At 54.4% G+C, this 18,548-nt stretch carries 19 protein-coding genes; 7 read left to right on the forward strand and 12 right to left on the reverse strand.

Annotated elements, in window-relative coordinates:
- Window positions 1-92: 92 nt before the first annotated feature.
- The 7 genes from NST04_RS14270 to NST04_RS14300 form a co-directional block, all read right to left on the reverse strand.
- Complete coding sequence (locus NST04_RS14270; RefSeq protein WP_341184787.1) at window positions 93-935, reverse strand: sugar phosphate isomerase/epimerase family protein; 843 nt, start codon at window positions 933-935, stop codon at window positions 93-95.
- Window positions 936-1,243: 308 nt separating this feature from the next.
- Window positions 1,244-1,930 carry a rhamnogalacturonan acetylesterase gene (locus tag NST04_RS14275; RefSeq protein ID WP_341184788.1) on the reverse strand — a complete coding sequence of 229 codons (687 nt, stop codon included), beginning with the start codon at window positions 1,928-1,930 and terminating at the stop codon, window positions 1,244-1,246.
- A gap of 16 nt (window positions 1,931-1,946) precedes the next feature.
- Complete coding sequence (uxaC, locus tag NST04_RS14280) at window positions 1,947-3,368, reverse strand: glucuronate isomerase (protein WP_341184789.1); 1,422 nt, start codon at window positions 3,366-3,368, stop codon at window positions 1,947-1,949.
- 45 nt (window positions 3,369-3,413) lie between these two features.
- Entirely contained in the window at window positions 3,414-4,901 is a 1,488-nt protein-coding gene (locus tag NST04_RS14285) for a UxaA family hydrolase (protein WP_341184790.1), read from the reverse strand.
- A 126-nt stretch (window positions 4,902-5,027) separates the two neighbouring features.
- Window positions 5,028-6,449, reverse strand: a complete 1,422-nt coding sequence (locus tag NST04_RS14290) for a tagaturonate reductase (protein WP_341184791.1) — start codon at window positions 6,447-6,449, stop codon at window positions 5,028-5,030.
- Between the two features lie 134 nt (window positions 6,450-6,583).
- On the reverse strand, window positions 6,584-7,579 hold the full coding sequence (locus NST04_RS14295; protein ID WP_341184792.1) for a LacI family DNA-binding transcriptional regulator: 996 nt from the start codon (window positions 7,577-7,579) through the stop codon (window positions 6,584-6,586).
- Window positions 7,580-7,806: 227 nt separating this feature from the next.
- A complete protein-coding gene (locus NST04_RS14300; protein ID WP_341018011.1) occupies window positions 7,807-8,025 on the reverse strand; it encodes a hypothetical protein in 219 nt (72 codons plus the stop codon).
- A gap of 201 nt (window positions 8,026-8,226) precedes the next feature.
- Between NST04_RS14300 and NST04_RS14305 the strand changes: the two genes are divergently transcribed.
- A complete protein-coding gene (locus NST04_RS14305; RefSeq protein WP_341184793.1) occupies window positions 8,227-9,336 on the forward strand; it encodes a hypothetical protein in 1,110 nt (369 codons plus the stop codon).
- 125 nt (window positions 9,337-9,461) lie between these two features.
- On the opposite strand, the gene NST04_RS14310 is transcribed toward NST04_RS14305, so the two are convergent.
- The 3 genes from NST04_RS14310 to NST04_RS14320 form a co-directional block, all read right to left on the reverse strand.
- Complete coding sequence (locus NST04_RS14310; protein ID WP_341185250.1) at window positions 9,462-10,364, reverse strand: manganese catalase family protein; 903 nt, start codon at window positions 10,362-10,364, stop codon at window positions 9,462-9,464.
- Between the two features lie 74 nt (window positions 10,365-10,438).
- The gene (locus NST04_RS14315; RefSeq protein ID WP_341184794.1) at window positions 10,439-11,800 is read right to left on the reverse strand and encodes a metallophosphoesterase; all 1,362 of its coding nucleotides are present in this window, start codon (window positions 11,798-11,800) and stop codon (window positions 10,439-10,441) included.
- Between the two features lie 91 nt (window positions 11,801-11,891).
- Entirely contained in the window at window positions 11,892-12,446 is a 555-nt protein-coding gene (locus tag NST04_RS14320) for a hypothetical protein (RefSeq protein WP_341184795.1), read from the reverse strand.
- Window positions 12,447-12,603: 157 nt separating this feature from the next.
- Here NST04_RS14320 and NST04_RS14325 point away from each other — a divergent pair, with 157 nt between their 5' ends.
- The 4 genes from NST04_RS14325 to NST04_RS14340 all read left to right on the forward strand — a co-directional run bounded on the left by NST04_RS14325 (window position 12,604) and on the right by NST04_RS14340 (window position 15,176).
- Window positions 12,604-13,179: a TetR/AcrR family transcriptional regulator gene (locus NST04_RS14325; protein WP_341184796.1), complete on the forward strand. Its 576-nt coding sequence runs from the start codon at window positions 12,604-12,606 to the stop codon at window positions 13,177-13,179.
- Between the two features lie 155 nt (window positions 13,180-13,334).
- Window positions 13,335-14,000: a ribonuclease H gene (gene rnhA, locus NST04_RS14330; protein WP_341184797.1), complete on the forward strand. Its 666-nt coding sequence runs from the start codon at window positions 13,335-13,337 to the stop codon at window positions 13,998-14,000.
- A 71-nt stretch (window positions 14,001-14,071) separates the two neighbouring features.
- The gene (gene ung, locus NST04_RS14335) at window positions 14,072-14,740 is read left to right on the forward strand and encodes a uracil-DNA glycosylase (RefSeq protein ID WP_339219046.1); all 669 of its coding nucleotides are present in this window, start codon (window positions 14,072-14,074) and stop codon (window positions 14,738-14,740) included.
- 31 nt (window positions 14,741-14,771) lie between these two features.
- Window positions 14,772-15,176, forward strand: a complete 405-nt coding sequence (locus tag NST04_RS14340) for a hypothetical protein (protein ID WP_341018019.1) — start codon at window positions 14,772-14,774, stop codon at window positions 15,174-15,176.
- A gap of 79 nt (window positions 15,177-15,255) precedes the next feature.
- Here NST04_RS14340 and NST04_RS14345 read toward each other — a convergent pair whose 3' ends face one another.
- Window positions 15,256-16,392 (reverse strand): AI-2E family transporter, encoded by a 1,137-nt coding sequence (locus NST04_RS14345; protein ID WP_341184798.1) that lies wholly within the window; start codon window positions 16,390-16,392, stop codon window positions 15,256-15,258.
- A 173-nt stretch (window positions 16,393-16,565) separates the two neighbouring features.
- Between NST04_RS14345 and NST04_RS14350 the strand changes: the two genes are divergently transcribed.
- Entirely contained in the window at window positions 16,566-17,033 is a 468-nt protein-coding gene (locus NST04_RS14350) for a general stress protein (RefSeq protein ID WP_341184799.1), read from the forward strand.
- Between the two features lie 26 nt (window positions 17,034-17,059).
- Here NST04_RS14350 and NST04_RS14355 read toward each other — a convergent pair whose 3' ends face one another.
- Window positions 17,060-17,377 carry a hypothetical protein gene (locus tag NST04_RS14355; protein ID WP_341184800.1) on the reverse strand — a complete coding sequence of 106 codons (318 nt, stop codon included), beginning with the start codon at window positions 17,375-17,377 and terminating at the stop codon, window positions 17,060-17,062.
- A 377-nt stretch (window positions 17,378-17,754) separates the two neighbouring features.
- Between NST04_RS14355 and NST04_RS14360 the strand changes: the two genes are divergently transcribed.
- On the forward strand, window positions 17,755-18,516 hold the full coding sequence (locus tag NST04_RS14360) for a DeoR/GlpR family DNA-binding transcription regulator (protein WP_341184801.1): 762 nt from the start codon (window positions 17,755-17,757) through the stop codon (window positions 18,514-18,516).
- Window positions 18,517-18,548 lie beyond the last annotated feature (32 nt).

Below are 18,548 nucleotides of genomic sequence, written 5' to 3' on the forward strand. Positions count from 1 at the left end.
CTCTCATTAATCATCTCTCATCCAACCTCCATTATCGAGCATCTCTTACCCAGCCTCCCAGCCTTCCAACATCCATCCACAGAGCACTTTTGTTAAACCTCGTTATACATGTTTCGCAGCAACTGAGCACTAGTCTGGAGATGTTCCTCAGGAGTGCTCTCCAGCAGGCCCTGGATATGAGGGCGCTTATATTTCATGTAGCGGAGCAGCGGGGCGAAGTTCAGCATCCCTTGTCCGGCAGGAACGATGTCGATGGCGCCGTTCTTAACCGTGAAATCCTTCAGATGCAGAACCGCGATCCGGTCACCCAGCAGCTCCAGCGCTTCTGTCACAATCTGCTCCTGCTGAAGGTAATTGTCCGGGGTCATCAGATTCGCGGCATCCAGTATAATTTGCAGGTTATTAGACGGCACAGTATCCAGCAGACGCCGGGCTAACGGGACCGTGTAGAGCGGGTGGTTGACGCCTGCCTCGATGCCTACAGTTACTCCAAAGCGTTCGGCCTCAGCAACCATGGCACTAACGGACTCAACCACTTGTTCAAAAGCATCCTCCGTGAAATTATCCGTTGTATACCCCTGACCTACGCTGCCGGTCTCCGTGCCGACCAGACTCGCACCGAAGTCACGGGCCAGCCGCAGATGAGTGTTGAAGTCGCTCAGCGCCTGCATGCGCTTGGCAGGGTCAGCATCTATAATGTTCACATAACAGCCGAGGACTGCAATCTTAATACCCGCTTGTCTGAAGGCATCGCCATAGTACGCAGCAGTCCCCGGACTCAATGAGCTAAGCTCGGTCACACTCTCCGGAAAAGACTTATGCAGCGCCAACTGAATCGCCGGGAAGTCATGCTCTTTCAGCTTATCTATTAATTGCGGCAGCGAACACCGCTTGAAGTCATGGGCGCGGACGCCCAAGTGAAATGGAACGGTCATAGGGTTAGCCTCCTTTGTATTCTGGGACAAGAGTTCGCATGGAGCGCCGCGGGGAGATTCCCGCAAATCAGGCCGCCTATGTCCAAAAGTGGTCACAGGCGGCCTGGTCATGCTGAATGAGGATTGAAGCAACATGTAAGCATGGCGAATATGTGCAGTACGTTTACAATGCCCCACAGACTGATACACAACTTAATTCGCACGACACAATTGTTTGCATCTCCCGCCTACACAAGCAGATACGGGTACAGCTGCCTCAGCTCTGCAGACTATGCGAGCGCTTCTGCTACCTTGCCTACATCCCCCAACTACACCCTCAAATACGGGTGCAGCAGCTTCAGCTCCGCACACTGGGCGAGCGCCTTGGCTACCAGCGCTGCAATCTGCTGCGCCCCGGATCTGGAGAAATGTGTGTCATCCGTAATGCCGTCCGGGTAGTTAGGGCGGGCACCCGGCGGCAGATGCATGAACAGCCCGGCTGATGCTTCGGTTCCCAGCCTGCGGTAGAGCTGCTGGGAGGCGGCAAAAACATCGAGCAGAGGCGTTCCGGTCTCCACGCCAACCTCCCGCATGACCTGCGGATAAAGTCCGACGGCCAGCGGATCAGGTTCACCGTCCGGGGTGAACCGGCGGCGGCTCACCGATGTCAGCAGCACAGGGAAGCAGTCCCGGCTGCGGGCGGAATCGATGAATACCTTCAGATTCTCGCGGTAATCGGTATGCGGTTCTGTATAACGGAGAGGGTCCTCCAGCTTCTGGTCATTATGGCCGAACTGGATCAGGAGGAAGTCTCCGGGGAGAAAATCCCGCTCCATGTCTGCCAGTCTGCCCTCAGCCAGGAAGGAGCGTGTGCTCCGTCCGTTGATGGCCCGGTTCTCAATCCGCACCTTCCGGCTGACATACTGCTGCAGGTATTCGCCCCATCCGGCCATCGGCCATTCCCCGCCGCCCTTCTGGGCAGCGGTAGAGTCTCCGGCGATATAGATTGTCGGCATCTTCAGCATGCCTCCATTAGACGGTGACCCCGGCTCCGCTGTCGGCCGTCTGGAACCCGAAATATCCGGCTGCGTTATTGTAAGAAATATCTTCGACCATAGCCCCCAGGACGCTGAGGTCATCCGGCGCTTCCCCGCGTTCGGCAAGTTCACCGAGCAGCCCGCACAGTACGCGGCGGAAATATTCATGCCGGGTATAGGAGAGGAAGCTGCGCGAATCGGTCAGCATGCCGACAAAGTTGCCGAGCAGACTGCCTTCGGCCAGCAGCGTCAGCTGCTGGCGCATGCCGCTGCGGGTATCGTTGTACCACCAGCCGGAGCCAAGCTGGAGCTTGCCGGGGGTGTCCTTTTGGTAACAGCCCAGCAGAGCCAGCAGGGCAGGGTAGTCGCCGGGATTCAGCGAGTAGAGGATCGTCTTCGGCAAGCCGCTGCCGCTCTCGGCCCGGTCAAGCAGCTGCGACAGCGCTGTGGTCAGCGGCAGATCGTTGATGCCGTCATAGCCGGTATCCGGTCCAAGCCGCTGGAACATCGGCGTATTGTTGTTGCGGTAGGCATGCAGGTGAAGCTGCATGGTCCAGTCTTTGTCATGATAGAAGCCGATCAGCGCGGTCAGCAGCTCTGTGCGGTAGCGGGTGATTTCCTCCGGCGACAGAGTAGCGCCCTGCATTCTTTTGGCAAAAATAGCTTCAACCGCTCCAGGTTCACCCGCTTCATAACGCAGGACATCCAGCGCATGGTCCGACAGGCGGCAGCCCTGCTCATGGAAGAAGGCGACCCGGTTACGCAGGGCTTCCAGCAGCCCGGCATAGCTCTTGACCGGCAGGCCGGAGGCCGACTCCAGCTTAAGGGTCCAGGCGGCGAAGCCTTCGGCATCGATGTTCAGCGCCTTGTCAGGACGGAAGGTCGGGAACACCTGGAAGGCAGTCTCACTCTCACTCAGCAGCTTGTGGTACTCCAGGGAATCTGCCGGATCATCGGTGGTGCAGATCACTTTGACACCGCTGCTGCGGATCAGTCCGCGCCGGGTGAAGCCCGGTTCAGCCAGCTTACGGTTGACCTTCTCCCAGATGGCCGGCGCTGTGGCTTCATTTAGCATCTCCTCTACCCCGAAGAAACGGCGGAGCTCCAGATGCGTCCAACTGTACAGCGGGTTGCCAACTGCCTTAGGCAGTGTACGGGCCCAGGCCAGAAACTTGTCATAATCAGAGGCGTCACCGGTAATATGCGATTCAGGCACGCCGTTCGCGCGCATCAGCCGCCATTTGTAATGATCGCCGTACAGCCAGGCTGCGGTCAGATTCTCAAATGGCTGGTCCTCATAGATTTCGCGCGGGTCCAGATGGCAGTGGTAATCGATTATGGGCATGGTTTTGGCGTGATTATGAAAGAGTAGCCGTGCTGTTTCGCCGGACAACATGAAGTCCTCGTTTAGGAACATGAATAGGATCTCCCTTTGAATGGATTAGGATAAATAGAATAAGTTCTACAAGGTAACGCCAGTTTTGAAAATAGCCAGCTCACGCACTTCATTCTGCTCATTCCGTGTTTTCCGGCCGCTGGCGACATCGATAATATAGGTGATGAATTCTTCCAGCACATCGGCCATCGGCGTTTCCAGCAGGGGACCGGCGTTGAAGTCCATCCAGTGGCCTTTTTTGGCAAAAAGGTCGTTGTTCGTTGCTATCTTAACCGTTGGCACAAAGCTGCCGAACGGCGTGCCGCGGCCCGTTGTGAACAGCACAAGCTGGCAATCTGAAGCGGCAAGCGCGGAGGCGGCGACCAGATCGTTGCCGGGAGCCTGCAAAAGGCTCAGCCCTTTTTTGCGCAGCTTCACGCCATACTGCAATACATCCACGACTGGTGACGATCCTGCCTTCTGGGTGCAGCCGAGTGATTTGTCCTCCAGCGTGCTGATGCCGCCGGCCTTGTTGCCCGGAGACGGATTCTCATAGACAGGCTCGCCGTAAGAGAGGAAATATTGCTTGAAGTTATTGATCAGCGAGACGATATCATCATAGACCTCCTTGCTCTCTGCGCGGGCCATCAGCACCTTCTCTGCGCCGAACATTTCCGGCACTTCCGTCAGCACTGAGGTTCCGCCCTGGGAGATAATGAAGTCGGAGAATGCGCCCAGCAGCGGGTTGGCTGTGATGCCGGAGAACCCGTCAGATCCGCCGCATTTCAGCCCGATGTTCAGCTCGCTGAGCGGAACCGGCTCACGAACGTCGTTCGCAGCGGCTTCATACAGCTCCTCCAGCAGTACAAGACCTGCTTCCAGCTCATTGCCTACCTCCTGGGCTACCAGGAATTTAACCCGGGATTCGTCATAATCGCCCAGCATGCTGCGGAACTCGGAGACGATATTGTTCTCGCAGCCCAGGCCGAAGACGAGTACGCCGCCTGCATTGGGATGATTAACGGCATCGAGCAGAATGCTGCGGGTCATGCGGTGGTCATCGCCCAGCTGGGAGCAGCCATAAGGATGCTTCAGCACGGTCAGATTGTCGAATCCGCCAAGATCGGGATGCTCAGCCTTGAATTCCTGAAGCATCTGTTCAGCCACGCCGTTCACACAGCCCACAGTCGGAATAATGAACAGATCATTACGGATGCCCACCTTACCGTTACTCCGCCGGTATCCCTGGAAGGTCAAATCACGGCGCGGATAGATTACCGGATGGACATCCGGCACATACTCGTATTCTTCCTCGCCGGACAGATTGGTTTTGATGTTATGCGTATGAATCCAGTCGCCTGCGGCAATTTGTGCCGTGGCATGACCGATCGGGGAACCGTATTTGGTAATCGTATCTCCGCTGCTGAAGCCGGTCAGGGCAATCTTATGACCCTGCGGAATCTCCTGGGCGGCTTGAACCGTCAGTCCGTCTATCGTCAGTTCTTCTCCGGCAGCAATCGGCCTCAAGGCTACAGCTACCGTATCTCTCGGGTTCATTTTCATTAAGTTCTTCATGTTGACCCTCCTAAAAGTTTGTAAGCATACACTTCCCTGAGCTTCTTCGTACAAACTCGCTTCGGAAGCATATGCCAAGTTTGTAAGCCTACACTTCTCCGAACTTCTTCATACAAACGAGCGGGTTCAGCCGACGAGTTCCTGTAATGCTGCGCGGGAATCTTCATGCTCCAGCTGCTGCAAATGGGCGGCAACCGCATCAGCCAGCCCCGGCAGCCGGGTCAGGTCCTGTCCCCACAGGCTGGTGTCGGCAAGAATAGTGTTCACGAAGCTGGCCGGCTGGCTCCAGGCCTGATCGAACACCGCGAGTACCTCTGCGCCGTCCTGCCGGGGAATACGGTCTCCGCGGTAGCTGAGCAGCAGGGCGGCGAAGGCGAGAGTCATCCGCTCCGGAAGCTTGCCGCGTTCCTGCTGGTAGCGAAGCAGGACCGGGAGCAGGCGGGCCTTGAATTTGGAAATGCTGTTAAGCGAGATGGAGGTCAGCTCATGGCGGATGAACGGATTGCGGAAGCGCTCCTGTACGGCATCGGCGTAGGACAATAGCTGCTCAGCAGGCAGATCCAGCATCGGGATCAGCTCCTCTTCAATCAACTGCTTCACGAAACGGGAGAAGGTACCGTCGTTCATGACGTCTTCAACCGTCTCAAGACCGGCGAGCAGGCCCAGAGGAACCATAGCAGTATGCGGTCCGTTCAGCAGATGAACCTTGCGTTCGCGGTAAGGCGTCATATCCGGTGTCACCACGACATTCAGTCCGGCCTTAGCTAGCGGCAGGCGCTCTGCCAGAGATTCCGGCCCTTCAATGACCCAGAAGAGGAACGGTTCTGCGGTTACCATCACGTTATCGAGATAGCCGAGCTCAGCTTCGAGGACAGCAGCCTGGTCACGCGGATAACCGGGAACAATCCGGTCTACCAGACTGCAGCAGAAAGTATTCTCGGACTTCAGCCATTGCAGGAATTCTGCGCCAAGGTTCCAGTCAGCCGCATAACGTTCTACGATCTCCTGCAATTTCTCGCCGTTACGGTCAATCAGCTCGCAGGGGATAATGACGAACCCTTTCTTGCCAAGCTCAAAGCGGCGGTGGAGCAGCGCAGTCAGCTTGCCAGGGAAGCTCTTAGGGGGAGCATCGTCTGCGCGGTCACCTGGAAGATAGGCTATGCCGGCTTCGGTAGTATTGGAGGTAATGAACTCCAGATCATCATTCTCGGCGAGCGCGAGATAAGCTTCATAATCGGTATATGGATTAATCACCCGGCTGACCGAGCCGATAATTTCGCGGGAATTGACGGTCTCGTTGTCCATAATGCCGTTAAGCAGCACAGTGTACAGGTTGTCTTGAGCGGCCATCAATTCAGCTACTCCTCCGGGGCCCTGCGCAATAGGCTGAATGAGGACGGCGCTGCCGTTGAACAGACCCTGATTGTTCATTTGCTGCAGCTGCCAGTCCACGAACGCACGCATGAAGTTGCCTTCGCCGAACTGGATCATCCGTTCAGGATGGAGGGTTAGCTCCGGGTGAGTGCTTCTGGATAAACGGTTTGTCATAGTGGTCATGATCTCCTTTAGAATACAGTGATAAATTGCACACGTTAACATTTTATTTTAAGCAAGATACGGAATTCCTTCACTTCTCCAGGAAGGCTCCGTATCTGCAGAAAATAGCGGCGGTTCTGGTAGAGTTATTCTGCGGCCACCGTATCCCGTACAACCAGCGAAGTCTTGACGAACAGCTGCTGCGGCGGGGTCTCCGGCTGCTGAAGCAGCTGGATCAGCATAGCGATGCCCAGCTCACTGATCTCGGCAATCGGCTTGCGGACGGTGGTTAGGGCGGGATTCGTATAGCGGGCGAACATCATATCATCGAAGCCGATCAGTGAGATCTGCTCCGGCACCCTGACCTTGTGGGCATAACAGGCATTCATGGCGCCAATCGCCATATCATCATTGGAGCAGAACACAGCCGTAGGCCGGTCCTCCAGGCTAAGCAGCTTGCTCATCGCGGCATATCCGCTCTCAATGCTATAATCTCCTGAGGCAAAATAATCGGGATTCAGCGGAAGCCGGCCTGCAATCAGACTGTCCAGGAAGCCCTGCTTGCGTTCGCTTGAGGACTTGAAGCCGGGCTTTCCTTCAATAATAGCCAGCTTGCGGTGACCCTGCTGCACAGCATAGTCAATTGCTTCCTTCACGCCTTCACGGTCATTGGCCACCACGTTCATGATGCCCGGGTCCTCCAGCTGGCGGTTAAGCACCACTAGCGGAATGCCCATCTTCTTCACATGATAAATGAAGGCATTGTCTTCATCGCTCTGGCTCATGACCAGAATGCCGTCGAAGCGCTGCGGCTGAATATTGCTGAAATGCTGGACACCGTCGATCCCGTTCACCGTCAGATTATAGTTCTCATCGAGGCTATGCGTAATGCCTTTGATCGCATCCACCAGGAAGCTTGAGGAAGTCCCCTGCTCAATACTGGAGAAGAACAGGCCGATGATGAATGATCTCTTGGTGACCAGGCTCTTGGCGCTGTAATTCGGCACATAATTCATTTCGGCGGCGATCCGTTCAATCTTATCCCGGGTGGCCTTCTTGATCAGCGGGTTGCCGTTCAGCGCCCTCGATACGGTAGTATGGGACACACCGGCAACACGGGCAATATCTTTGATGGTAATCATAGGATCTCCCCGGGTACATGGAATTGTTAACGATTTCAGTTTAGTTCTCCAGCAACGTCAAGTCAATAGTTTATTGAAATGCACACGTTAATATTTTGTGAAAAGTAAACGCAAAAACAGACCCGGATCAAGGTCCAGGGTCTGCGTTTGAAGAGGGATGGAGGATCACAGGCGGGCGCTGCTTCTCCTCTGCCGGTTTTCCTCTAGTTGATAAACCCGAAGCCTTCTCAGGCATGGTTGTGCTGGAATTTCGTAATGTCGCGGGCGTAATGTGAGGTGGTGCCGTCGAATCTTTTCAGCCGGACATACTCCTCAGAGAATTTCTCAACGACTCCGCTGCCTACCTGGGAGTACATTCCGTCAGGGTCAAGCTGGAGGGCGGATACGAAGGTCTGTGACAGTGCGGCTACGAAAAAATCAATATTTTTAACAAGTGTCTGTGGCAAAAGTCCCAGTCCTTTCATTGAATAAGTTCATCGTCAGCGGGAAAAAACTTAAATCTTATTGTACGACAGGCTGCCGGATTTGAACATAGGCTAAACTTTGTGTATATATATCCAGCTGAAAGTTGACACAGGGTTGTCCGGTTCGTATGGTATGCTCTCATCATAAGAGAATCCCATTACATCAGCAGGAGGAATTCAAGAATGGCCGAACCCCTGAAAGCAATGTACAACCAAGAATTCCTGCACAGTCTGGGAATGAAAATTAAAGCCGTCTACGGTTCGTTCGAGCTAGGCCGCTTCGTTGCGGAGGCGATGAAGGAGCCGTGGGAGGAGCTGGAGCTGAAGGCGCGGATGCGGCGGATTACAGAGACGCTGGGCAGCTGCCTGCCCCCGGCCTATGAGGAAGCGCTGAAGATATTGTATGCGATAGATAAGGACTGTGTCGGCTTTCCGTATCTGATCTTCCCGGATTTCGTGGAGGTGTATGGCGGAAGCGGGGAGCACTGGGAACTGTCGATGGAGGCGCTGGAGCGGTTCACCCAGAGGTCCTCGGCGGAATTTGCCGTCAGGCCGTTCCTGCTGCGTGATCCGCAGCGGATGATGGAGCAGATGCTGATCTGGGCGGAGCATCCGGGGGAGCATGTGCGGCGGCTTGCCAGCGAGGGCAGCCGTCCCCGTCTGCCCTGGGGCCAGGCACTGCCGGTGTTCAAGCGCGACCCGTCTCCGCTGTTGCCGCTGCTGGAGAAGCTAAAGGCTGACCCGTCACTCTATGTGCGCAAAAGTGTAGCCAACAACCTGAACGATATCGCGAAGGATCACCCCGATATCGTCATAGCCACCGCCCGCCGCTGGCTGGGCAGTAACGTGAACACAGACTGGATTGTGCGGCATGGCTGCCGCTCGCTGATCCGCAAGGCCGACCCTGAGATCATGGAGCTGTTCGGATATGCTCCGGAGGAGAGCGGCACCCCGCTGGTCAGCTCGGCTGCATTGGCTGCTGACCCGGCTGTACTGCGGATCGGGGAGCACTGTGAGCTTCAATACGCTCTGACGATCCGGGAGGGCGGTCCGGTACGCATCCGTATTGAATATGGGATCAACTTCGTCAAGGCCGGCGGTAAGACCTCGCGCAAGCTGTTTCTGCTATCCGACAAAACCGTGCCCGGCGGCACCAGACTCTCCGGCACCCGGACCCACCGCTGGGCCAACCTGACGACACGCAAGCACTATCCCGGTGAGCATACGATTATGCTGCTTGTGAATGGGCGGGCTGTGGCCGATACCCTACTACTGCTTGAGCCTGAGTTATAAGGCGGAGATCATACAAGTCTCCATACCCAAACAAAGCGGATGTTCCGGCAGCCAGTTCATGGCTTCCGGGACATCCGCTTCTTTATAGGTGCTATTATTCGCTAGGATAGGCTTGGATCTGGCTGCTAGTCGTGAATATTCCCGGCCATTTTCAGCCGTTTGGCAATCTCCTTGAATTCCTCGGCAGAGATGCCCGGTGCGAATTCTTCCTTCGATTCCGGGGCTTCGGGGATAGGGAAGCCTTTCGGTACACCCTGAATGACCTCCAGTGGAAGCCCGTCCTCAGGGTGCGTGCCCTTCCAGATCTGGTCAATCGAGTTGAAATCCTTATCGCTCCAGGTGTAGAGCTTCGTATGGACACCTTTTTCCTCATACTTCCTGGCTTCGTTGAATGCTTTATTGTCCAGCGAAGGAATCGGCACGAGCTTGGTGACATTGACACCTGTGGCAATCTCCAGGGCCTTGGCATAAGCAACTACGTGAACACCTCCACGGACAAGCAGGAAGCCGACTACCGCCCGGGCGGCAGGGTGGTCGGTCATTTCGTAGACCTTCATTTTATGGGTTCTGGCTCCACACTCTAGGAAGAAGTTATGCAGCAGATCCTCAACCAAATTACCGCTGTTGAACACATTGGCTCCGGTCCACGGATTGCCCATGGAATCGAACGGCATGGCCCCTTGTGCGCCTGCCAGGAAATGATAAGACAGCCGTGCGTCTTTGACATCCCCCAGAGGCGTGGAATCGGGTTTCTTATAGGCCGTGGAACCTCTAAGACATTTGTTCACGGCGTGGGAGACCAGTTCAACATGGCCCAGCTCCTCGGCGGTAATACTCATCACCAGGTCGTAGAAGGGCTTCAGCTTGTCCTTGGAGCGGAAGTTGAAGGACTGGTACAAGTAGTTATTAAGTGTTGACATTTCACCGAACTTGCCCCCGAGCAGCTCTTGTACGGCTGCTGCGGCATTAGGATCCGGTTTCTCGACGTCCGGGATTTCAATCATAATCTCATCCATACGTGTGAACATGGTGATCATCATCTCCTCAGCAAAAGGTGTAAGCATACTTGTCTATCTTACACCTTTTTCCAGTTATTCAAACATCACTGCTGAGGAGACTGGACATGCAGCTCATGATTGTTCTTCGGCTGCTGCAAGGCCATCTTCAGAACATAGCTTCTCGTCCAGCTTGCCGGGGCGTCCTGCCAGAGCCGGTAGCCTTCTGTAGCGGTCACGGCAGCGTTGCCCGTACTTGCAGAGCCTGCGAAGTAGTTCTCGTTCAACCTTCCGACAACGTCAGCCATTTGCTTCAGCTCAGCCTCCGTATAACGGGCGTAGGCGGGGTCTTCAGCCAGACGGGAATAACTCCGGGTGGCAGACCGCTTGCGGAAACTCGCTTCACTGTAAGCCCTGAAGCCCAGCAGGTTCGGATCGGTATTGCCGGTGGCGGCTGCCCATTGATCCATCCCTAATCTTGCAGTGCTGTAATCCAGACTCTGACGGGCAGAGGAATAGGTTAAGATTCCATATTGATGGGGATAAACGGATAAAGCACTGCTGGCGATGTCATAGATGCGCTCCCCGTCATGACTGTATTCACTGATATCCTGAATGTGTATATGCCCGCTGAGAACCGTCTGCACGCCGCTCTTCATCAAGGCATCTGTAACCTTGGCATGGTCTTCTACAGTGAAGCCCTCCTGAATGAATTCACTGTGGTCCAGCAGGCTGTGATGCATGACTGTCACGAGCTGCGCGCCTGCGGCAGCGGCCTTCGCGCCGCAGGCGGCGATCCATTCCAGGGTCCGGTCACTGATCCGGCCCTCCAGCTGGGGATGGCCCAGCGCTTTATTGTCCCCGTACTGTGCAGTATCCAGCATGAGCAGCCATAGCTCCTCCGACGGGGCAGCCAGATAGCTGAGCGAATCCTCGTCCCTCAGCAGGGCTTCATCATAGCCGAAGCTGCCATAGATTTTGCGGAATTCTGTGGCGCTCACGGAATCTGTGGCGTATTGGCGCTTATCGCGGAAGCTCCGGGCCCAGGGATTCCGGATATCATGATTGCCCGGGATCACATAGATCCGGGTTCCGGTGTCTTGTTCAATGCGCTTCAGATGTCCGGCCAGCTCCTTATGGCTGGCTTCTTCCCCGTTGTTGCTCAGATCTCCGCTGATAATCACCACATCCGGCTTGCGGATTCCGATATCATAGCCCAGAGCCTCCATCATCTCCTTGCTGTAGCCGAGCTGCTTGCCGTCACCGGCAGCCAGAAACTGCTGGAAGGCAGGCCCGAGATCTCTAAGCTCCTGCGCTAAATAATGGGTATCGCTCGTTGTCAGGATACTCAGATCATGACCGGACTGAATCCGGTATTGCGGCTCTGTCTCGGCCGCATCCTGTCCGTTGCAGGAGGAGAGCATCAGGAGCAGAAGAGGAAGGATAGCATATTTACGGATGAATTTCATTAGGCCAGCACCTCTTTTCCAGGGTAACAATGCAAAAAGAGGGTGTTCTCCCCGGCTGATTGCCCGAAGAAACACCCCGCACCCTGCCGCATTATTTTTTCACTTCAGTGACGCCGGTTACCTTCCCTTGATCTGCTGCGGAATAGGTAGCCTGGTATTTGTCATCGGAGAAATAGACATTGCCTTCAATGGTGGCATTCACGACGGCGAAGCCGTCAGCCTCCACATAGACATCACCCACAAACGTCCCTCCCTGAATCCGGGCATTCTCACTGCGGATCGTCAATTTCGGAGCGGTGAGCTTGAAGGAGTTCGTGATGTTGTGATCAGCATCCTGGGTATAGAGCGCGATTTTGCGGGCAGGCTCTTCCTTATGAATGAATTGTCCGTCGAGCACAAGCTCCTCGGAGAAGCTCAGGTCCTTCAGCGTAGCCGCAATCCAGGTGCCGTCTTTGCTGATCGCCTTCTTGAACGCTTCCCCGTTATCGACTACCGAAGCCGAAGTGACTGCATCCGGCGCAGCCGTAGCCGCCGTATTGCCCGTGTTCGCTGCTGTGCCAGTGTTGCCTGCATTTTTGTTTGCGTTGCCGCATCCGATGAGCAGGGTCAGGGTGAATGCCGCAAGTATTAATGCGATTTTTCTCATGTGATAACCTCCTTGGGTGTGAAATGCTGATGTGATTTTCCTTAAAATTAATATAGAATGATTGGTGCGGAATGGATGTGATTTAATTAACACTGCTACAATAATATTTACCGATCGTTCTATAAATGGTAAAATAGACCGCGAAAGGAGCATGATCATGGCACGAAGCAAAGAGTTTGACATTGATGATGTATTGCTCAAGGCAATGACGATTTTCTGGCAGCAGGGCTATGAGAAGACCTCCATGCAGGATCTTGTAACCGGTATGGGAATTCATAAGCGAAGCATGTATGACACCTTTGGAGACAAGCATACCTTATATATAAAAGCGCTGGAGCGCTATGCATCCCTTATAAGCTCCCGGATGGAGAGCCGGATCGAGGGTATCACCTCCGCCAAGGCAGCTATCCGCCTATTATTCGAAGCCACAATTCACAGAAGTGAAGAGGAGCCGAAGGGCTGCATGCTGGTGAATACGGCAGTGGAGCTGTCGGGTCATGATCCGGAAGCTGCCGGCCGGGCGAATGAGGCTTTTTTGAATACAGAGAGATTAATTGAGAGGCTAATCCTGCACGGTCACGAGACAGGAGAGCTATCCTCCCGGCATGCGGCCCCGGCGCTTGCTGCTTATCTGCATAATGCCCTGGTAGGTCTGCGGGTTATGGTCAAGGCAACACAGGATACAAGCAAGCTCCAGACCATTGCCGATACTACGCTTGCTGTGCTGGACTAAGCTGCCGTATTAGTATGAACGCGCCTGCCGGTAATTATCCAATATATATTCGGGATCAGCAGGCGTTCGAGTGTATTCGGGCTTCAATATGAACGCGGGATGCATTACAATATGAATCTGGATTAAGGTTACACCGGCAGGAGGGAGCAACAGGAATGGCGAAGCAGAAATACTACGTAGTATGGGAAGGTAAGAAGCCTGGAGTCTACAATACATGGGCGGAATGCCAAGCGCAGACGGATCATTACACCGGAGCGAAATATAAGTCCTATGAGAGCAAGGCGGCTGCTGAGACAGCCTACAAGGCAGGCTGGAAGGGCAACTGGGGAACGGGTGCGGCAGCTTCAGGGACGTCCGGTACAAGCAAGTCAGGCAAGTCTTGGAGCCGAAGTGCTGGCGTGGAGACGTCTGAGGAGATCGATTATGACAGCATCTCCGTGGATGTAGGCACCCGGGGCAATCCCGGACCGGTCGAATACAAAGGCGTGGATACCCAGACCGGGGATGTGATCTTCTCCTGCGGCCCGATCCGCAAAGGGACTAATAACCTTGGAGAGTTCCTTGCGATTGTGCATGCGCTGGCTCTGCTTAAGAAGGAAGGCAGCAGCAAGACGGTCTACAGTGATTCTGTCAATGCAATGAAATGGGTCAAGCAGAAAAAGGTGGCCACGACCTTGCCGCGGGATTCCTCCACAGAGGAGATCTGGCAGCTGATTGACCGGGCGGAGAGCTGGCTGCGGAGCCATACCTATGACAATAAGGTGCTGAAATGGCAGACGAAGTCATGGGGCGAGATCAAAGCGGACTATGGCCGCAAATAAGTTCCTGTTATTCTGGTTAATAACAGGTAATGAAACAATACTAATAGCAGGGGAATTGGGAGGAGAACAGGATGTTTGGCAACGATTGGGATGAAGTGCTTCAGGAAGAGACACAGAAGCCTTACTTTGAGGAATTGCGCTATGCTCTGGCACGCGAGTACAAGCAGTATACAGTCTATCCCCCGAAGGACAAGCTGTTCTCGGCGCTGAAGCTGACGCCTTACAGTAAGACCCGGGTAGTCATTCTTGGACAGGACCCGTATCACGGCGCAGGACAGGCCCATGGCCTTAGCTTCTCGGTCGAGCCGGGTGTAAGGATTCCGCCGTCACTCCGCAATATCTATGCGGAGCTGCATAGTGATCTAGGTGTAGAGGTGCCGGGTCACGGATCGCTGCTGCACTGGGCGGAAGAGGGTGTGCTGATGCTTAACGCAGTGCTGACAGTACGCGAGGGCCAGCCGAATTCACATAAGGGTCTGGGCTGGGAGACCTTCACGGATGCCATTATGGAGAAGCTGAACGAGCGGACAGAACCGATGGTATTCATCCTGTGGGGCAGTCATGCCCAGCTCAAGGGCGCGGTCGTGGACCGCAGCAGACATAAGGTGATCCAGTCTCCGCACCCGAGCCCGTTCTCTGCACACCGCGGATTTCTCGGCAGCCGCCCCTTCTCTCAGGCCAACCAGTATCTGGAGCAGCATGGGCTTAAGGGCATAGACTGGTCCATACCGAAGGTATAAGTAGTTCAGGCACAGGGAAGGGCGTGGAGCCATGAAGCATTGGGTTGGCAGACCGGTCATTATGTACTGCGGCGAGCAGCCATATACGATCATGAAAGGCGTTCTGCGCAGATGGGATCTTGCAGCTTCGGTAGCCGTCATCGGGCATCAGGAGATTGCCGTCCCTTTCCGCGATATTGTATACATCAAAGCTCTGGCTCCCAAAGAGAGAGCGTTGCCCCCGGTTCTCCATTCGGTCGGATATATTATGACAGAACGCCTGCAGTTTGATAATGCCGTCTATTTCAAATCAGCGGTTACCGTCTGGAAAGGAGACCAGCTGGTGGCGTTCAATGCGACGATCATCGCACATACCAAAGGCTCTGTGACGCTGCGCGACGGGCAGAATCTGCCTAAGGGCAACCACATCTTCGTGGTCCGTTCGCTCCGGGGCTGAAGTCCAGATTCATCCAAGTGTGTACATTGAAAAGCCCTCCGGCGCGGAGATCATCTGCGCCGGAGGGCTTTTTGTCCAACTATAGCTGATCGTCCTTGACAATCTCGATCTCAATCCCTGGCGGAGCGCCGGGCTCAGGGACGGGTTGATCCACCCGTTCGGCGACAATGATCTCGTAAATGCGCAGGAAGATGATTTTGATAATCATATAGACCGGAAGCGCAATGAGGACGCCGATCAGGCCGTAGAAGTCGCCCCCCACAAGTACAAGCAGCACCGTGGTCAGCGGATGCACATCCAGCGACTTGCCGTAGATGACCGGGGACAGCACGTTATCCTGAATCTGCTGCGCGATCAGAATAACAACGGCTGACCAGATCGCGAGTGAAGGCGATTCGATGAACCCCACGATAATAACCGGAACCGCCGCCAGCAGCGAGCCCACATAAGGAATGAAATTCAGCGGAATGGAGATCAAGGCGAGCAGCAGGGAATAGGGCAGACCGATCAGCAAAAATCCGATATACAGCAAGATGCCAAGCACCACATTAAGCAGGACGCGCGTAACGATGAAGCCGCTGAGTGCAGAGTCGATATCCTTGAACATCTCTTGGCCTTCCTTGCGGTACTTTCTCGGGATCAGGCCCTGAAGAATCGGAGACAGCTTATTGCCGTCCTTCAGCATATAGTAGAGAATGATCGGCAGGGTGGCGATTACCACGACAATACTGGAGATCACTGCGATCAGATTAGACATTGAATTCGTTACCCAGGTAATGACATTGTTCAGATACTCCGTCAGGCGTGTGGTCACATCTGTATCACCCTTGAAGAAGCGGGAGAGCGACGGATCATTCTGGAGCTTGTTGAACTGATTCTGTATACCCTCGACCAGATATGGCGTATTGTCAATGAAGTTCTGGATCTGCTCACGCAGTGTAGGCCAGACCAGTACCCAGAATAGGACGAACAGTCCGGCGAACACAAGATAGATCAGCAGCACGGACAGCCCGCGGTTTACATTTTTGGTGCCCAGATAGTTGACGATCGGCCGCAGCAGATAATACATGAAGCCCGACAGCATCATCGGTACAAGCAGCAATTGAATGATAGATACCAGCGGTGTGAACAGAAAAATGACCTTAGAGCCCAGGTACAGAATCGTCAAAAAGGCGATAATGGCCAGGCAAGTCCGGAAATACTTGCTTTGAAGCATAGGCAGTCCCCCCTATCTCTTAAGTTATGTTTATATTTATGTATACGTATCTTTATAACCGAATTAGAAGAGATTGATTCACGACCGGCCGGAGCCGCTGTTGCCAGCAAGGTACAAGACAGGTTCAACCGCCAGGCAGGGTGGTAATATCGCAGTAACAGGAGGGATGCCGCATGCCAACATTGATTTTGGGGATTTTTGGACACCGGAGTGATGCGGTGCTGGCGATCGGGGAATTGAAGGAGAACGGGATCAAGGCGAAGCATATCTCAGCCGTGACGAAGCAGAAGAACACGCTGGAGATGATCAGCCAGGATGCCGGAATCGGGGATGTGGAGGCAGGGCAGGGGAATAAGGGCTTGTTCGGCACAGCCCGCGGACTCGGGGTAGGACTGGATATGGTGGCCGATTCAGCGGTCGCAGCAGGTCCGGCAGCCCGCAAGCTGGCGGGAGCAGATCTGGAGACAGACGGGCTTGCGGTCAGCCTGATCGGGATGGGCATTCCGCAAGAGGACGCGGAGGCGTATGCGGAGCATGCTGATCTGGAGCATATTATTGTTATTGTCCTTCTGCCTGAAGAGGAGCTGAGGGAGAAGGTGCAAGGGATATTTGCGAAGCATGAGGCCATTCCTTTGAAGTAAGCGATGGGTTGGGACAAAATAAACGTTCAACGCAGCCGGCGGGACTTTCGTCTGGCTGCTTTTTTTTTGCGGTTCTGTACGAACAGCACCGGGTCGATAACCGGACCTACCTTTCCGCCTGTTTCCTGGGTTACCTGCTTGGCTTTTACCAGAGAGAAAAAAGTGAACAGTTCCCCGAGAACGCCGAAGCCGGCAGCAATAATCGCATAATCCTCTGCACTGAGCTCCTCGGTTTCTACTGGGCCTTCGCTGCCCGCCCCTCCGTGGCCGTTAATGCCGCTGCTACTGCCATTGCCGCCGTTACCGCCCGCGCTGCCATATCCGTTGTTATTGTAATAGGCCATCTCCTGTTCACCCGCTTTTCCCCATATGTAATATAAATATGTCGCTCGCTGCCATTGTGAAATAGGCAATCGGGAGGTAATTTGCCGCACAGGATGATATAGTAGCGGGCTGAAATGAGCATGGATTGCTCCAATTCTTGCAGCAGAAGTGAATACGGCAGGAATGTCAGGGCTAAACTCATGATTTAGTGGCGAAAAATAAGCAGAGAAAGCCTCTTTACAGTTCATGAAAACGCTGTTACAATCATAAATGAGCACAAATGGTCAACATCAGTCACGAGTGATTTGAATCCAGTCATCTTATCTTTAAATTCAGTAGTTACTGTATATATAGGAATCCGGCAGCGGGTAGCTGCACATCCTAAGGAGTGAGATGCATGTTTGAAGAAGAACGCAAACGGATGATTCTGCTGTTTGTCGAGAAGCATACAAGAGCCTCGGTTCAGGAGCTGGGCCAGGAGCTGTCCGTCTCGGAATCCACTATCCGCCGGGATCTCAAGGAGCTGGAGGAAGCACGGCTGCTGAAGCGTACGCATGGCGGTGCGGTGTCCCTGCAGAGTGTGAACTTTGAAGCCGCGGTTCCGGACAAGGAAGACCGGTTCCTGGAGGAGAAGCTGCGGATTGCCGGGAAGGCTGTGGAGATGATAGAGGATGGCGATGCCATTCTCCTTGACGGGGGTACCACCACCCTGCAGATTGCCCGGGCGCTGAAACCGTTCCGCAATCTCAAGGTTATTACCAACTCGATCATGGCGCTGAATGAGCTGAAGGATTGCCGGCATATTGAGGTGTCCATTACAGGCGGGATGCTAAGGCCGGACACTATGGCTTTTGTCGGGCCGATGACCGAACGTTCGCTGGACATGGTGAGGGTGGATAAGGCTTTCCTCGGCACCAACGGGCTGGATATCCGCGAAGGGATTACGACGCCGAATATGCTGGAAGCGGCCACGAAGCGCAAAATGATCGCTGTAGCGAAGCAGACGATCCTGCTGGCCGACCATAGCAAGATCGGGCAGATCTCCTTCTGCAAGGTTGCAGATTTGCAGGAGATAGACCACTGCATTCTGGACACCGGGATACCGGATAGCTTCCGGAGGCAGCTTGAGAAGCTGGATGTGGATTATACACTGGTGTGATGGGATGGGAAGACAAACATTATAAATGAGGG

Origin of the sequence: Paenibacillus sp. FSL H7-0756 (genome assembly GCF_038006765.1) — a bacterium.
Lineage (GTDB): Bacteria > Bacillota > Bacilli > Paenibacillales > Paenibacillaceae > Paenibacillus_AQ.

What these genes read in the sequence shown, in the direction of transcription:
- NST04_RS14350 (WP_341184799.1), top strand. Translation starts at nt 16,566, where the DNA reads ATGCCAACATTGATTTTGGGGATTTTTGGACACCGGAGTGATGCGGTG.
- NST04_RS14355 (WP_341184800.1), bottom strand. Translation starts at nt 17,377, where the DNA reads ATGGCCTATTACAATAACAACGGATATGGCAGCGCGGGCGGTAACGGC.
- NST04_RS14285 (WP_341184790.1), bottom strand. Translation starts at nt 4,901, where the DNA reads ATGAAGAACTTAATGAAAATGAACCCGAGAGATACGGTAGCTGTAGCC.
- rnhA (WP_341184797.1), top strand. Translation starts at nt 13,335, where the DNA reads ATGGCGAAGCAGAAATACTACGTAGTATGGGAAGGTAAGAAGCCTGGA.
- NST04_RS14295 (WP_341184792.1), bottom strand. Translation starts at nt 7,579, where the DNA reads ATGATTACCATCAAAGATATTGCCCGTGTTGCCGGTGTGTCCCATACT.
- NST04_RS14290 (WP_341184791.1), bottom strand. Translation starts at nt 6,449, where the DNA reads ATGACAAACCGTTTATCCAGAAGCACTCACCCGGAGCTAACCCTCCAT.
- uxaC (WP_341184789.1), bottom strand. Translation starts at nt 3,368, where the DNA reads ATGTTCCTAAACGAGGACTTCATGTTGTCCGGCGAAACAGCACGGCTA.
- NST04_RS14340 (WP_341018019.1), top strand. Translation starts at nt 14,772, where the DNA reads ATGAAGCATTGGGTTGGCAGACCGGTCATTATGTACTGCGGCGAGCAG.
- NST04_RS14320 (WP_341184795.1), bottom strand. Translation starts at nt 12,446, where the DNA reads ATGAGAAAAATCGCATTAATACTTGCGGCATTCACCCTGACCCTGCTC.
- NST04_RS14270 (WP_341184787.1), bottom strand. Translation starts at nt 935, where the DNA reads ATGACCGTTCCATTTCACTTGGGCGTCCGCGCCCATGACTTCAAGCGG.
- NST04_RS14345 (WP_341184798.1), bottom strand. Translation starts at nt 16,392, where the DNA reads ATGCTTCAAAGCAAGTATTTCCGGACTTGCCTGGCCATTATCGCCTTT.
- NST04_RS14360 (WP_341184801.1), top strand. Translation starts at nt 17,755, where the DNA reads ATGTTTGAAGAAGAACGCAAACGGATGATTCTGCTGTTTGTCGAGAAG.
- ung (WP_339219046.1), top strand. Translation starts at nt 14,072, where the DNA reads ATGTTTGGCAACGATTGGGATGAAGTGCTTCAGGAAGAGACACAGAAG.
- NST04_RS14310 (WP_341185250.1), bottom strand. Translation starts at nt 10,364, where the DNA reads ATGTTCACACGTATGGATGAGATTATGATTGAAATCCCGGACGTCGAG.
- NST04_RS14325 (WP_341184796.1), top strand. Translation starts at nt 12,604, where the DNA reads ATGGCACGAAGCAAAGAGTTTGACATTGATGATGTATTGCTCAAGGCA.
- NST04_RS14305 (WP_341184793.1), top strand. Translation starts at nt 8,227, where the DNA reads ATGGCCGAACCCCTGAAAGCAATGTACAACCAAGAATTCCTGCACAGT.
- NST04_RS14315 (WP_341184794.1), bottom strand. Translation starts at nt 11,800, where the DNA reads ATGAAATTCATCCGTAAATATGCTATCCTTCCTCTTCTGCTCCTGATG.
- NST04_RS14275 (WP_341184788.1), bottom strand. Translation starts at nt 1,930, where the DNA reads ATGCCGACAATCTATATCGCCGGAGACTCTACCGCTGCCCAGAAGGGC.